The organism is Alcaligenes sp. SJTW-7 (assembly GCF_047716895.1).
Classification (GTDB): domain Bacteria; phylum Pseudomonadota; class Gammaproteobacteria; order Burkholderiales; family Burkholderiaceae_B; genus Alcaligenes; species Alcaligenes ammonioxydans.
The window spans coordinates 957,052-971,918 of record NZ_CP136682.1; the positions used below are offsets into that span (position 1 = coordinate 957,052).

At 56.3% G+C, this 14,867-nt stretch carries 12 protein-coding genes; 9 read left to right on the forward strand and 3 right to left on the reverse strand.

Translation table 11 applies throughout. From position 1 onward, the window contains the following. Positions 1-17 precede the first annotated feature (17 nt). Complete coding sequence (locus RSQ48_RS04240) at positions 18-656, reverse strand: histidine phosphatase family protein (protein WP_240209019.1); 639 nt, start codon at positions 654-656, stop codon at positions 18-20. 320 nt (positions 657-976) lie between these two features. Between RSQ48_RS04240 and RSQ48_RS04245 the strand changes: the two genes are divergently transcribed. After that, positions 977-2,302 (forward strand): solute carrier family 23 protein, encoded by a 1,326-nt coding sequence (locus RSQ48_RS04245; RefSeq protein ID WP_003803372.1) that lies wholly within the window; start codon positions 977-979, stop codon positions 2,300-2,302. 398 nt (positions 2,303-2,700) lie between these two features. Further along, entirely contained in the window at positions 2,701-3,177 is a 477-nt protein-coding gene (greA, locus tag RSQ48_RS04250; protein ID WP_003803370.1) for a transcription elongation factor GreA, read from the forward strand. A 96-nt stretch (positions 3,178-3,273) separates the two neighbouring features. On the opposite strand, the gene RSQ48_RS04255 is transcribed toward greA, so the two are convergent. Beyond that, positions 3,274-3,870 (reverse strand): YhbY family RNA-binding protein, encoded by a 597-nt coding sequence (locus RSQ48_RS04255; RefSeq protein WP_003803369.1) that lies wholly within the window; start codon positions 3,868-3,870, stop codon positions 3,274-3,276. 17 nt (positions 3,871-3,887) lie between these two features. On the opposite strand from RSQ48_RS04255, the gene RSQ48_RS04260 reads away from it, so the two are divergent. The 5 genes from RSQ48_RS04260 to RSQ48_RS04280 all read left to right on the forward strand — a co-directional run bounded on the left by RSQ48_RS04260 (position 3,888) and on the right by RSQ48_RS04280 (position 9,608). Next, entirely contained in the window at positions 3,888-4,526 is a 639-nt protein-coding gene (locus RSQ48_RS04260; protein ID WP_240209020.1) for an RlmE family RNA methyltransferase, read from the forward strand. A 107-nt stretch (positions 4,527-4,633) separates the two neighbouring features. Then, positions 4,634-6,547 (forward strand): ATP-dependent zinc metalloprotease FtsH, encoded by a 1,914-nt coding sequence (ftsH, locus tag RSQ48_RS04265; RefSeq protein ID WP_003803362.1) that lies wholly within the window; start codon positions 4,634-4,636, stop codon positions 6,545-6,547. A gap of 27 nt (positions 6,548-6,574) precedes the next feature. Then, positions 6,575-7,417, forward strand: coding sequence for a dihydropteroate synthase (gene folP, locus RSQ48_RS04270; RefSeq protein ID WP_039943726.1), 843 nt, complete (start codon positions 6,575-6,577; stop codon positions 7,415-7,417). Next, positions 7,414-8,757 (forward strand): phosphoglucosamine mutase, encoded by a 1,344-nt coding sequence (gene glmM, locus RSQ48_RS04275; protein WP_003803357.1) that lies wholly within the window; start codon positions 7,414-7,416, stop codon positions 8,755-8,757. Before folP ends, glmM begins: the two co-directional genes overlap by 4 nt. A 68-nt stretch (positions 8,758-8,825) precedes the next feature. Next, complete coding sequence (locus tag RSQ48_RS04280) at positions 8,826-9,608, forward strand: GNAT family N-acetyltransferase (protein WP_003803355.1); 783 nt, start codon at positions 8,826-8,828, stop codon at positions 9,606-9,608. 217 nt (positions 9,609-9,825) lie between these two features. Here RSQ48_RS04280 and RSQ48_RS04285 read toward each other — a convergent pair whose 3' ends face one another. Continuing rightward, positions 9,826-11,316, reverse strand: a complete 1,491-nt coding sequence (locus RSQ48_RS04285) for a Ppx/GppA phosphatase family protein (protein WP_003803353.1) — start codon at positions 11,314-11,316, stop codon at positions 9,826-9,828. Positions 11,317-11,554: 238 nt separating this feature from the next. On the opposite strand from RSQ48_RS04285, the gene ppk1 reads away from it, so the two are divergent. Both ppk1 and pstS read left to right on the forward strand, forming a co-directional pair. Beyond that, the gene (gene ppk1 / locus RSQ48_RS04290; protein WP_131071352.1) at positions 11,555-13,627 is read left to right on the forward strand and encodes a polyphosphate kinase 1; all 2,073 of its coding nucleotides are present in this window, start codon (positions 11,555-11,557) and stop codon (positions 13,625-13,627) included. A gap of 96 nt (positions 13,628-13,723) precedes the next feature. Beyond that, on the forward strand, positions 13,724-14,767 hold the full coding sequence (pstS, locus tag RSQ48_RS04295) for a phosphate ABC transporter substrate-binding protein PstS (RefSeq protein WP_003803350.1): 1,044 nt from the start codon (positions 13,724-13,726) through the stop codon (positions 14,765-14,767). Positions 14,768-14,867 lie beyond the last annotated feature (100 nt).

The following is a 14,867-nucleotide window of genomic DNA, read 5'->3' on the forward strand; positions in this document are numbered from 1 at the left end:
CGAGGCCTGGTGGTGGCTCAGGCTTGCTCGTCCAGCGCCGTATTCAGATGAGGCAGTTGCCCCCATTGCGTGCAGGTCCAGTTCAGGCCCTCATCAATATTGAAGAAGTTCAAACTGGTATTCAGAATGGCATGAGTGCGTTTGGCATTGAGTGCCTGTTGGTTCAGTTTTCGCCAGACCATATCAATGACGCCACCATGGGCGAAGACCAGCAGGTTCTTGCCGGCATGTGTCTGGGACAGCGTCTCAAAGCAGTCCAAAACCCGGGTTTGAAACTGGCGCAGTGATTCGCCGCCTTCTACCGCATAATCAATATCAACCGTGTCGTCGGGCTGGTCGGGACCATGTCGGCCTGCCGCATCCCAGGCCTGACCTTCCAGTTTGCCAAAGCCACGCTCGCGCAATCCGGGCAGCCGCTCAATGGCGATGTCCCAGTGCTGACAGGCTATCTCGGCGGTTTCCCAGGCGCGTTGCAGATCACTGCTGATGACGGCGTCCACGGACTGTTGAAATGCCGGAGAGCTCAGGTAACTGTGCAGGGCCCGGGCCTGCTCCCGCCCGGTCTCGTTCAGGGCGATATCCTGCCAGCCCTGTAAGCGACGTACAGCGTTCCAGGCGGTTTCACCGTGGCGGATCAGACAAATAGACGTACTCATGCTTGCGGCCATTATTCAGGTAGGGAATCTGACTGCCAAAGGCAGGCTGATTCGCTATTGTAACGGGCCGGTCAAGCACAAGCAGATAGAGAGGGTATATACCGCATATAGCCTGAGGATGGAGGCAGAAACCGTGGTGAAACCTGCTTCTGCTTGGTCCAACGTGGTGTTTATCGCGTGCAGCCTTATTTTCAGGTGCCTTGTTGGGTCTTTCACGTTTAAAATCATGCCTCAATGAATCCGCCGGTGCTTCTGGAAGCGCTGGTGCGAGCGTAGGCCGAATTCAGCGGTATTTCTTTATTCCTTTTCTGGAACCCTCTATGTCTCAGTCTTACTTTCCGCGTTGGCGCCGTGTGTCCGGTAGCGAACCGGGTGCGGTTGTGCAACCTGACGAGTGTCTGGCAACGCCGCAAAACATTGCGATGGGCGCCCAGCACGTGGTGGCCATGTTCGGTTCCACCATTCTGGCCCCCTTGTTGATGGGCTTTGATCCCAACTTGGCTATTTTGATGTCGGGTATTGGCACCCTGATCTTTTTCGTGTTTGTAGGTGGCCGCGTCCCCAGTTACCTTGGGTCCAGTTTTGCGTTTATTGGTGGGGTGATTGCGGTGACCGGTTATGCCGGTAGCGGTCCCAATCCCAATATTGGTGTGGCTCTCGGGGCCATTATCATCTGCGGTCTGGTCTATACGCTGATCGGTGCGCTGGTCTGGGTATTTAATGCGCGCACTCACGGTGGCGCGGCACGTCTGATCAACCAGTGGATGCCGCCAGTGGTTACCGGCTCCATTGTGGCCGTGATTGGCCTGAATCTGGCACCCATTGCTGCCAAGGGCGCCATGGGTGCCGGTACTTTTGATTCCCTGATGGCTTTGATGACGGTGCTGTGTGTGGGCGGGATTGCCGTCTATACGCGGGGTGTGGCTCAGCGCCTGTTGATTCTGGTGGGTCTGCTTCTGGCCTGCGTGCTGTATTGGCTGTTCACCAACGTGATGGGCTACGGCACCCCGATCAATTTCGCGCCGGTTGCCCAGGCGGCCTGGTTGGGCCTGCCCACCTTCTCCACGCCCGTATTTCAGGCGCACGCCATGACCGTGATTGTGCCGGTGGCCATTATTCTGGTGGCCGAGAACCTGGGTCACATCAAAGCCGTGAGTGCCATGACGGGCCAGGATCTGGACGGTTATCTGGGGCGAGCTTTTGTGGGAGATGGGGTGGCCACTATGCTGTCCGGCTCGGTAGGGGGAACCGGAGTCACCACGTACGCTGAAAATATTGGTGTCATGGCGGCCACGCGCATTTACTCGACGCTGGTATTTGCCTTTGCCGCGGTGATTGCGATTTTTCTGGGCTTCTCGCCCAAATTCGGTGCTGTCATTCAATCCATTCCCGGTCCGGTGCTGGGGGGCATGTCCATCGTCGTGTTTGGTCTGATTGCGATTGCCGGTGCCCGTATCTGGGTGGTGAACCAGGTGGACTTCAGCGATAACCGCAACCTGCTGGTCGCCGCGGTCACGCTCATCCTGGGGGCCGGTAACTTCTCCTTGCAGTTTGGCGTGATCCGGCTCGATGGGATCGGCTGTGCCACCTTTGGCGCCATTTTGCTCCACGCCTTGTTGCGAGGTTCTGGCCGAAACAAGGGCTAGTCGCCCGTAGAGCCAATCCCTTTTGCTGTGGCCCTCAGCGGCCCGGCAAACTCCCTGACCGGTGAGATGGCCAGCCTTCCCGCTTCTCAGACCTCTGTTTTTTTACACAGGGGTTAGAGGGGCTTGCTATTTTCAGGCAGTTTGCCGACAATAGATCTCACACCCCGGTTCTTCGCGGGGTTTTTTTCTGCCGCGGAAGTTCTCCGTGATGGAAAAGCCTTATTGGGGCAGTCGGCAGCTTAAGGCCTGGGCAGTGTGTTTGATGTACGCTGCACGGTCGGCAGGGCTTTCAGGTCAGCCGATCCGGCCTGTTTGATTGTTTGCCCCATCATCGTTATCCCCCTATCTTCCAGGCGCTCCTGCTACGGAGCGTCTTTTACTTGTTGAGCAGGAATACTATGTCTGCGATCCCATTGACTGCGCAGGGCGCACAACGTTTGCAAGTCGAATTACACCGCCTCAAGACGGTGGAACGTCCGGATGTGATTAACGCCATCGCTGAGGCGCGAGCACAAGGCGATTTGTCCGAGAACGCCGAGTATGATGCCGCGCGTGAGCGCCAGGGCTTTATCGAGGGGCGGATCGCCGAACTGGAAGGCACCTTGTCCAACGCCCAGATTATCGAGCCTGCCGCCCTGGAAGCCGATGGTCGCATCGTGTTTGGCGCCACGGTTGAAATCGAGGACCTGGAGTCAGGCAATACAGTGACTTACCAGATTGTGGGTGATGTTGAAGCGGATATCCGCGCCAACAAAATCTCCATCTCCAGCCCTGTCGCGCGCGCCCTGATCGGCAAGAGCGAGGGCGATGTGGTTGAGGTCAAGGCGCCAGCCGGCATTCGTGAATACGAAATCCTGTCGATCAAATACATTTGATCGGGCGTTGAGCGGCGGGTTTATCCCGCTGCTGCTGACTGCACGCAAAAGAAAGGCCCCTGTACATTGTGCCGGGGCCTTATAATTTACGGGCGCTTAGCGTTTGCCCGAACCGCCCAGTCCACGACGGGCGCCAGCTCGCAAGGACATGGCACTGCCCGGACGACTGGTGCTACGACGTGGCGCAGCAGCCGGTTTGACTGCGGTGAACTTCTGAACGCTGCGCGGGGCGGCCGAGGCTTTTTTCTCCTGGGTGCTGCTGCGTTCAGCCTTCATTTCCGCACGGCGAGCCCGTTCGGTGCTGCGTGTGCGTTGGACGCCGGATGCGGCCAGTTTCTTGGGCGTGTAAGGCTCCGAGGGCTTACGCACCGCGCGAGTAGGTTTTTCGATGGGCGCTCCCAAAACAGGGGGGCGTTCAATATTGGGTCTGTAGATCGTCAGGATTTTGCCCAGATGGTGAATAGGGGCAGCATCGAGCGCATCGCAGATTTGTTCTAACATGGTCAGACGAGCCTGACGGTCATCACCGGCCACGCGAATCTTGATGAGTTGGTGGGCTTGCAGGTGGACGGTGATTTCTTTGAGCACAGCGTCAGTCAGGCCATTGTCTCCAATCAGGACAACTGGGCGCAAAGCGTGAGCAGCAGCACGAAGGTCGCTGCGCTCATGAGGTGTAAGGTTGAGTTTTGGCATAAAGAGATTGTACGGGAATGGCCAAGAAAAAATTCTCTAAAGAGTGGGTTCAGCAGCATATAAATGACCCCTACGTCAAATTGGCGCAACAAAAGGGGTATCGTGCGCGTGCGGCCTTCAAGCTCAGTGAAATATTGGATCTGGAGAGGATTCAGGTTCAGGGCAAGGTCGTGGTGGACCTGGGGTCGACGCCGGGCAGTTGGTCGCAACTGATACGTGAACGCATGGTCGGCCCCGGCGGTGTGCTCAATGGTCGCATTATCGCACTGGATATATTGGAAATGGAACCCATTGCCGGGGTGGAATTCATGCAAGGCGATTTTCGCGAAGACTCGGTGCTGGCGCAGTTGCAGGATTCTTTAAAAGGCGCTGCAGTAGATCTTGTGATTTCGGATATGGCCCCCAACTTGTCTGGTGTGGCATCGGCCGATTCCGCCCGCATCCAGCATTTATGCGAGCTGGCGCAGGAATTTGCCTTGCAGCATCTGACCGATGAGGGTGTCTTGATTGTCAAAGCCTTCCATGGCAGCGGGTTTTCCCAGATCGTGGAATCTTTCAAACAGAATTTTGTCAGAGTCGTCGAGCGTAAACCCAAGGCTTCGCGCGATAAATCCGCCGAAACCTTTCTCGTTGCCCGTGGTGTAAAGCGCAGGTAATTTATGACTTGCCGGTCCTTGAATCGGGTAGAATGAACTATGTATGGCGCTTGTTCAGCTATGTGTAAGCATATCGGACAAGTTATCGCAATCGCAGGAGATTGGCTTTGAACAATTCGTTTTCCAAAGTCGCGATCTGGATGGTTATTGCGCTGGTGCTGTTTACTGTTTTCAAGCAGTTTGACGGCCGGCCGCCAGCCACTGATGGCGTCACTTACACGCAATTCATGAATGATGCCCGTTCCGGACGCATCAGCAAGGTGGATATTCAGGGTGATACCCTGCATGTCACGCCGGATTCCGGTCGCAGCTACACGCTGACGTCCCCCGGTGACCTGTGGATGGTCCCTGAACTGGTGAAATCCGGTGTGCAGGTATCGGGCAAGGCCCGTGAAGAGCCTTCCTTCCTGACCAGCCTGTTCATCTCCTGGTTCCCCATGCTCCTGTTGATTGGTGTGTGGGTGTTCTTCATGCGCCAGATGCAAGGTGGTGGCAAGGGCGGGGCGTTTAGCTTTGGTAAATCGCGTGCCCGTTTGCTGGACGAGAACTCCAACCCCGTGACCTTTGCTGACGTAGCCGGTTGCGACGAAGCCAAGGAAGACGTACAGGAGCTGGTGGACTTTCTGCGTGATCCAAGCCGCTTTCAGCGTCTGGGTGGTCGCATTCCTCGCGGCATCCTGATGGTCGGCTCGCCCGGTACCGGTAAAACCCTGTTGGCCCGTGCCATTGCGGGTGAGGCCAAAGTGCCGTTTTTCAGCATTTCCGGTTCGGACTTCGTGGAAATGTTTGTCGGTGTGGGTGCTTCTCGCGTTCGCGACATGTTCGAAACCGCCAAGAAGCAATCGCCTTGCATTATCTTTATCGACGAAATTGATGCTGTCGGCCGTCAGCGTGGTGCTGGCCTAGGCGGTGGCAACGACGAACGCGAACAGACACTGAACCAGTTGCTGGTTGAGATGGACGGTTTTGAAACGGGCCAGGGTGTGCTGGTGATTGCCGCTACCAACCGTCCTGACGTGCTGGACCCCGCTTTGCTGCGTCCAGGCCGTTTCGACCGCCAGGTCGTTGTCGGTCTGCCTGACATCCGTGGTCGCGAGCAGATTCTGAAAGTTCACATGCGTAAAGTGCCTTTGGCACCCAACGTGGACGCTGTGGTGCTGGCTCGCGGTACGCCCGGTTTCTCCGGCGCCGATCTGGCCAACCTGGTCAACGAAGCCGCCCTGTTTGCAGCGCGCCGTAACGGTCGCACCGTGGATATGCAGGACTTCGAGCGCGCCAAGGACAAGATCATCATGGGTGCAGAACGTCGCACCATGATCATGCCCGAGGAAGAGCGTCGCAATACGGCCTACCACGAAGCGGGTCACGCGCTGGTGGCTTGCATGCTGCCCAAGACAGACCCGGTTCACAAGGTCACGATCATCCCTCGTGGTCGTGCCCTGGGCGTCACCATGCAATTGCCGGAAGGTGATCGTTACAGCATGGACAAAGAGCGCCTGTTGAACATGATTGCCGTGCTGTTTGGGGGACGTATTGCTGAAGAAGTGTTCATGAATCAAATGACCACTGGCGCGTCGAACGACTTTGAGCGGGCTACGCAGATTGCTCGCGACATTGTGACGCGCTACGGTATGACCGACTCCCTGGGCCCGGTTGTCTACGCCGAAAACGAAGGTGAAGTGTTTCTGGGTCGTAGTGTGACCAAGACCACGCACGTATCCGAAGCCACCATGCAGAAAGTGGATTCCGAAATCCGCAAGATCATCGATGAGCAGTACGCTGTTGCGCGCAAGCTGATCGAGGACAATAGCGACAAGATGCATGCCATGGCCAAGGCTTTGCTGGAATGGGAAACCATTGATGCCGATCAGATCGACGACATCATGAAAGGTTTGCCGCCACGGGCGCCACACGTGCCCAACAGCAATGACAACACGCCTTCCGATGGCGCCACGCCTCCCGCAGCGGGTCCCAGCCCAGCGGATGACAAAGGTGCCGCGGCGTCAACGCCCGTTGCTTAACTTACTTACCTAGGCCACGCCTATTTCATGAATTACCCTGAGTGGTCTTGTGGGCGCTTCCAGTTTGGGCTGGAGCGCCCTTTGGTTATGGGGATTGTGAATGTCACCCCAGACTCCTTTTATGATGGCAATACTCACAATGACTTGCCTCGGGCGCTGGACCACGCCCGTCAATTAATCGCCGAAGGCGCAGACATTCTGGATATCGGTGGCGAGTCCACTCGCCCTGGTGCCGAGCCCGTTTCCCTGGAACAAGAACTTGAGCGTGTGATTCCTCTGATCGAGGGCCTGCGCGAGAGTGGTGTGGCTTTGTCGGTGGACACCTTCAAGCCAGAGGTCATGCGTGCCAGCCTGGCTGCCGGTGCCGATATGATCAATGACATCTACGCCTTGCGCATGCCCGGCGCCATCGAGGCTGTCCGGGACTCGGGTTGCGGCCTATGCGTCATGCATATGCAGGGCGAACCGAGAACCATGCAAGAGCAGATTCACTATGATGATGTTGTCGTTGATGTACGTCATTTTTTGCAACAACGATGTGACGCCTTAGTAAGCGCAGGCATTGAATCCAAGCGTATCATGCTGGATCCCGGCTTCGGCTTTGGTAAAACAGCAGCCCACAACTATCAGTTGTTACGTGGTTTGCAGCAGGCGGCAGTACCTGGTTACCCCTGGTTGATCGGTTTGTCGCGTAAATCCATGATTGGCCATGTCACGGGAAAACCCGCCAGTGAGCGTTTGATTGGCAGTCTATCGGCAGCCCTTGCCTGCGTGGCGCGGGGCGCAAAAATTGTCCGTGTCCATGATGTAGCCGCCACGCGCGAAGCGTTGGATGTGTGGAATGCGGTTGAATGTGGAGTCTCTGAATGAGCGATCGTAAATATTTCGGCACCGATGGTGTCCGCGGTGAAGTAGGTGGTCCAACCATTAACCCGGAGTTCGCCTTGCGTTTGGGTTACGCAGCTGGACAAGTGCTGGCCGCCCAGTACGAGGGTAGCGGTCGCCCCACTGTTGTAATTGGCAAGGACACGCGGATTTCCGGCTATATGCTGGAATCGGCGCTGGAAGCGGGCTTGTCGGCTGCTGGTATCGACGTCTTGCTGGCAGGGCCTGTGCCTACGCCTGCGGTGGCGTATCTGACACGTACGCTGCGTCTGGCAGCCGGTATCGTAATCTCCGCCTCGCACAATCCGTACTACGACAATGGCATCAAATTTTTCTCCGCTCAAGGCACCAAGTTGCCGGACGAGGTCGAGTTGAAGATTGAGCAGGCCATTGACCAGCCCATGCATTGGGTCAAGTCCGAGTCCTTGGGGCGTGCCCGCCGTCTGGCCGACTCGGCCGGCCGCTATATCGAATTTTGCAAGAGCGCTTTTCCCAATGACCTGAACCTGGATGGGCTGCGGATTGTGGTGGATGCGGCGCACGGTGCGGCTTACAACATTGCTCCGCATGTGTTTCGCGAGCTGGGTGCAGAGGTAATTGCCGTGGGCGTGCAGCCCGATGGCTTTAACATCAACCAGGAAGTGGGCGCTACCTATCCCGAGAAGCTGGCCGAAGAGGTGCGCAAGCATGGCGCTGATCTGGGTATCGCACTGGATGGCGACGCCGACCGTCTGCAGATGGTTGACTCGCAAGGGCGCATCTACAATGGTGACGAACTGTTGTATCTAATTGTTGCGGATCATCTGCAGACTCAGCCCGTTAAAGGGGTCGTGGGCACGCTGATGACCAACCTGGGTTTCGAGAAGAAGATGCAGGAACTGGGCGTGGAATTTGCCCGTGCCAAAGTGGGCGACCGCTATGTGCTGGAACTGATGCAGCAGAAAGGGTGGGTTTTCGGTGGCGAAAGCTCGGGTCATTTGTTGTGTCTGGAATGGCACACAACGGGCGATGGCATCATTGCCGCCCTGCAGGTCCTGACCGCTCTGTGTCACAGCGGCAAGAGCCTGCCTGAATTGACCCAAGGCCTGAAGATGTATCCGCAGATCATGGTTAACGTTCCTTTACAGCCCGGTCAGGACTGGAAGAACCATGCTGGTTTGCAACAAGCTACCCGAGAAGTCGAAGAAATGCTGGGCGATCGCGGTCGTGTGCTGATACGCGCCTCGGGCACCGAACCCAAGCTGCGTCTGATGGTGGAAGCAGAACAAACCGAGCTGGCTCAAGCAGGCATTGATACCTTGCTTGCAGTAGATTTAATGAAATAGTAATGTGGCTATCAAATACCTGAAACATTGTTTGTGCATGATGCACGAAAGTGTTTGGAGTCATCACGATGCTAAATCTTGAGCGCGAACGTACTGAAGTGGATTGGGGAAATACTTGGGCGGGTCATACTGTAGGAGGCTTGGCCTTGCGTCTGGCGCGCACCCAGGCCGAGCTCGAATGCCTTCAGCGCTTGCGTTTTCAGGTTTTCACTCAGGAAATGAACGCAGTCTTTCCAGACCAGCACAATGGTCTGGATATAGATCGCTTTGATCCCTGGTGCGAGCATTTCATGGTTACCGAGCCCGAAGAAAATCGGGTTGTCGGTACTTATCGCTTGCTCACCCCTGAAAATGCCTATAAAGCGGGCGGCTATTACTCAGAGTCCGAATTTGATATCAGTGCCCTGGATGGGCTGCGTCCCAGCCTGGTTGAGGTGGGGCGCTCCTGCATCCACCCCGACTATCGCAACGGGTCGGCCATCATGATGTTGTGGGGTGGTATTGCGGCATTGACACGGGTGGGGGGCTATCGCTATTTGCTGGGCTGCGCCAGCGTCAGCCTGCGCGATGATGGTGTTACGGCAGCCGAAGTCTGGCGTGTGGCCCAAAAGTCCATGCAGGACAATCCGCAGCTCCCTCGTGTGCAACCCTTGAACCGCTACCCGGTCGAGCGTTTGAACAGCGATTTGCCGGCGCGCATCCCCCCGCTGATCAAAGGATATTTGAAGCTGGGTGCCACCATTTGTGGTGAACCGGCCTGGGACCCCGATTTCAATACGGCGGACTTTCCCGTCCTGCTGGATCTGGAGGCCATGGACGAGCGCTACAAACGTCATTTTGGTCTGGTCTAGGCCGGGTCGGCTCCAAGCTGTTTGAGACGGGCCGGGGTTGCTTGCCTGGATTTGAAAAAACCCCCGAAAGTTGGATGACGATCCGACTTTCGGGGGTTTTTTTGAGTGGGCGGGCCGACGGGACCCCACAGACTTTTGACTTTGTTCCGGGCAGCAATCCCGATCCACCGTGGTGACTGTCTGGCCGTGTCTGGGCAGGGGCCGGGCGGCAAGGTGCTTAGACTAACTCCAGGCTCAGGTCATTGATGTCACTTTGCCAGGCTTGGACTTCAGCCTGCAAGGAGGCCTGCGTCAAAGGGTGATTGGCCATCCAGTCGTGATCGACATGAATCAGGACAGTTTTGCCACGGGCTTCCAGTCTGAGCGGCAACGTCTCTCTGTCCTCCCGGCGACGCATGAGCATGACCGCCAGGCGCAGGCTCAGTAAAGTCAGCCACCAGGCATTGGTGCTTTCAAAACGCTTCAGCTTGCCCAGCTTGCCTTGGTGACCCAAGCTCAGGAAACTGAGCAAGGCCTGGTCATCGTTGGAAAAGCCGGGCATATCGGCATGTTCCAGTACGTAAGCGGTGTGCTTGTGATAATCGGCATGCGCGATGCTCAGGCCCACTTCATGCAGATCGGCGGCCCAGCCCAACTGGCGTTGCAGCTCCTGAACTTCGGGCGTATCGGGCAGTTTCAACTGGTCGAAAAACTGCAGGGCGGCATCGTGAACCCGGTGAGACTGGCGCGTATCTACCTGATAACGCTTCATCATCTGCTGAACAGTCTGGTCGCGTTGATCGTGCTCTGATTCGCGCCCGAGCATGTCGTAGAGAACCCCTACTCGCAAGGCTCCTTCGCCGGGCAGCATCTGGCGGATCTTAAGCTCCTGAAAGGCGGCCATCATGATGGCCAGACCTGCTGCCAGTACCGGCGCGCGGTGCGGCTTGATGCCGCTCAGGTTGCGCATGTCCACCTTGCCATCCTGGATCAGGCGTTTGCGCAGCAATTCCATGCCTTCCAGGGTGATGCCCTTTTTGGACATGCCATTTTCCTGCAGGATGGCGATCAGTCCCTTGGCGGTGCCCGAGGAGCCGTAAGCTTCCTGCCAGCCAGTTTTGCGGTACTGACGCGTGATCCCTTCCAGTTCCCGGCGTGCCGCCAGAATGGCATGGCTCATGCGTTCTTCGGTAATGAGGCCGTCCGCAAAGAATTTGTCGGTGTAGCTGACACAGCCCATATAAAGCGACGACAGCAGCAAGGGCTTGAGACCTTTGCCAATAATGACTTCTGTCGAACCGCCACCAATATCAATCATCAGGCGGCGATTGGGGGAAGGGGGCAGCTCGTTGCTGATCCCCGAGAAAATCAGTCGGGCCTCTTCGTGGCCGGAGATGACCTCGATGGGAAAGCCAAAGGCTGCTTCGGCAGCGGGCAGCACTTCGCTCAAATTGCGTGCAACCCGAAAGGTGTTGGTGGCAACGGCACGAACACGATTGGGGTGAAAGCCGGCCAGGCGTTCGTTAAAGCGTTTCAGGATGACTACCGCACGTTCAATGGCATCGGGGCTGATGTACTTGTCGGGGCCCATGCCGGCGGCGAGTCGGACAGATTCGTTAAGGCGGTCAATGGTGTAGATCTGGGCATGACCGTTGTGCTGAACCACACGTCCAATGGATAAACGAAAGCTGTTGGAGCCCAGGTCCACAGCGGCAAGAAGTTGTTCCATGAGGCATCGCTCGGGATGATTACTGTGCGATTATAAGGACATTAATCATGGCTTTTGTTACATAAACAGGAAAATTAAGAAAAGTTAGCTTAAACCTGTGGGGAAGGCGATAGCCGGTCGTCTCTTTTGCTAGGCAGGCGTGAGTGGCACCCGGATGGCATCTGGGTCATAGAGCTGTAACATTCATGTAGTAAAAGTCTGACACTCCCCTCTTTTTTGGCTTTTTAACGACCTCACCATGCTGCCTTCCCCAGATTCAACCTTGCTAAACCGTGAGTTGTCCTTGCTCAAGTTCAATGAGCGAGTGCTGGCCATGGCCGAAAACCCAACTACGCCTTTGCTGGAGCGCTTGCGCTATATCTGTATTGTCAGTTCGAACATTGACGAGTTTTTCGAAATTCGCATCTCCAGCCTGAAAGAGCAGATTTTGCAGAATCCTCATCAAGTGGGGGATGACGGGTTTTTGCCTCAACAGGCGTTTGACAAGGTGCAGGCGGCCGCCCATCAACTGGTTGAGAAGCAAAACGATTTGTTGATGGACGATGTATTGCCAGCACTTATGGAGGAGGGCATTGGCTTACTACTGACCGCGCTATGGACACCGGCCCAGCGCGAGTGGGCTTATCAGACTTTTTTGCGTGATGTCATGCCTTTGCTCACGCCGATTGGCCTGGACCCGGCCCATCCCTTTCCCCGTGTCTATAACAAAAGCCTGAACTACATTGTGGAGCTCAGTGGCGAGGATGCTTTTGCCCGCAGCGGCACCATTGCCATTGTGCAGGCCCCCCGTGCCCTGCCGCGGGTAATCCGGGTCCCCGACGATATAGCGGGGATTCCTCAGGGCTATATGCTCTTGACCTCCCTGATCAGTGTATTTGTGGGGGAGCTGTTTCCCGGTATGGATGTAAAGGGCTGTTATCAGTGGCGGGTTACGCGCAACAGTGATCTGTTTGTGGACGAAGAAGAGGTCACCAATTTGCGCGCCGCCCTGCAAGGCGAGCTGTCGCAACGCAACTTTGGTGCAGCGGTACGCCTGGAAATTGACCGCTCCATGCCCGAGCGCCTGGAGCGCTTTTTGCAAAGCGAGTTTTCGCTGGATGTCCCTGATACCTACCGAGTCAGCGGCCCGGTCAACCTGACCCGTTTGATGCAGCTGTGCAATGTGCCGGATCGCCCTGATCTTCTGTTTCCGGATTACCGCGCTCCGATTCCTGCGCCTTTTGATTCAACGTTTGAGTCTCCGGCCCAGTTTTTCGAGGCGATTTCCCGCAAGGATCAGTTGCTGCACCATCCCTACCAGTCATTTCAGCCTGTCTTGAGCTTTTTGCGGGCTGCCGCAGCGGACCCGGCTGTGGTGGGTATCAAGCAGACCATTTATCGTACCGGTGAAGACTCGGAACTGATGAACATTCTCCTGTCGGCTGCGCGTGCAGGCAAGGAGGTGACGGTGGTGGTCGAGCTCATGGCCCGCTTTGATGAGCAGACCAATATCAATTGGGCGGCCAAGCTGGAAGAGGTGGGCGCGCATGTCAGTTACGGGGTGGTGGGGCACAAAACCCATGCCAAAATGGCGCTGGTCCTGCGTCGTGAAGCAGGAGCCATCCGTCGCTATGGCCATTTGGGGACGGGAAACTATCATCCACGTACCGCTCGCCTGTATACGGACTTCGGTTTGCTGACCGCCAATCAGGAAGTTTGCGAGGACATGGACAAGGTGTTTTCCATGCTGACCGGTCTGGGCGCCTGGCGTCCCTTAAAGCGCTTGCTGCAGTCGCCCTTTACCCTGCACGACAGCATGATGGACCGGATTCAGGCCGAAACCGAGCGCGCGTTGGCAGGCAAGAAAGCCCGTATCATGGCCAAGATGAATTCCTTGCTGGAGCCCAAGATCATTCAGGCGCTCTATGACGCCAGCCAGGCAGGGGTCAAGGTGGATCTGATTGTGCGTGGCGCTTGCGCGCTGCGTGCCGGCGTAAAGGGCTTGTCGGAGAACATCCAGGTGCGTTCGATTATCGGACGCTTTTTGGAGCACTCACGGGTTTTCTATTTCTACAATGGTGGGCAGGAAGAAGTCTTTATTTCTTCGGCCGACTGGATGGACCGAAACTTCTTTCGCCGGGTCGAACTGGGTGTGCCCGTACTGGATCGCAGCCTGAAAAAGCGGGTGATTGCCGAAGCCTTTACCTACGCCTTGCGCGACAATCAATTGTCCTGGAAGGCCAGCCCGGACGGGACGTATAACCGTATTCGCAGCCGTGGGGCGCCATTTAACCTGCACCAGAACCTGATGCAACGACTGGGTGCTGGATGAAATACAGACTGTCATGAACATGTCATATAGCCTGTTTATGATGACGTTACATACAGGGTGGGCCTGTCTTCTGACTATCATCAAGAGGATTTCTCGATGTTAAAACGTGTATTCAACAAGGTAAGTATTGCTCTGGCGTTCAGCGCTTTTGCGGCCACTGCCACAGCTGCAGACGTCACCGGTGCGGGTGCGTCGTTCCCTTACCCAATCTATGCCAAATGGGCGGCTGAATACGCCAAGCAAACCAATAACCGCGTCAACTACCAGTCGATTGGTTCGGGTGGTGGTCAGCAGCAGATTATTGCCAAGACGGTGGATTTCGGTGCTTCGGATGACCCGATGAAGGTCGAGACGCTGGAAAAAGAAAACCTGTTGCAGTTCCCCGCCGTCATCGGTGGTGTGGTGCCTGTGATCAACGTGGAAGGCATCGAGCCTGGCAAGCTGAAACTGTCGGGCAAAGTGCTGGCTGACATCTATCTGGCCAAGATCACCAAGTGGGACGATGCAGCCATCAAAGAGCTGAATCCTGATCTGACTCTGCCTAACAAAGACATCGTGGTGGTTCACCGCTCCGACGGTTCGGGCACCACCTTTGGCTGGACCAACTACCTGTCCAAAGTGTCCCCCGACTGGAAATCCCAGGTTGGTGAAGGCAAGGCTGTGAAGTGGCCTACCGGTCAAGGTGGCAAGGGTAACGAAGGCGTGGCCGCTTACGTGCGTCAGCTGCAGAACTCGATCGGCTACGTGGAATACGCCTACGCCAAGCAGAACAAACTGTCCTGGACCCAGTTGCAGAACAAGGACGGCCAGTTCGTCCAGCCTGGTCAGGAAAGCTTTGCGGCCGCCGCTGCCAATGCAGACTGGGCCGGTACGCCTGGCATGGGTGTTATCCTGACTGAAGAGCCTGGCGCCAAGTCCTGGCCCATCACGTCGGCGACCTTCATCCTGATGCACAAGGTGCAGGACAAGCCTGAAAATGGTAAAGAAGTGTTGAACTTCTTTAACTGGGCCTTCGAGAACGGCGCCAAGTCTGCTGAAGAACTGGATTACGTGGCTCTGCCCAAAGACGTCACCGACAAGATCAAGGCGGCTTGGGCTGCTGAAATCAAGACCAAAGACGGCGCTGCGGTCTGGAAGTAAGATTCGTGTTCAAATATAGGTCAGTTGTAAATTGATCTTGCGAGACGGCCCACCTCTAGGTGGCGCCGTCTTTATTATGTAAAAATTACGGTTTTGTCTT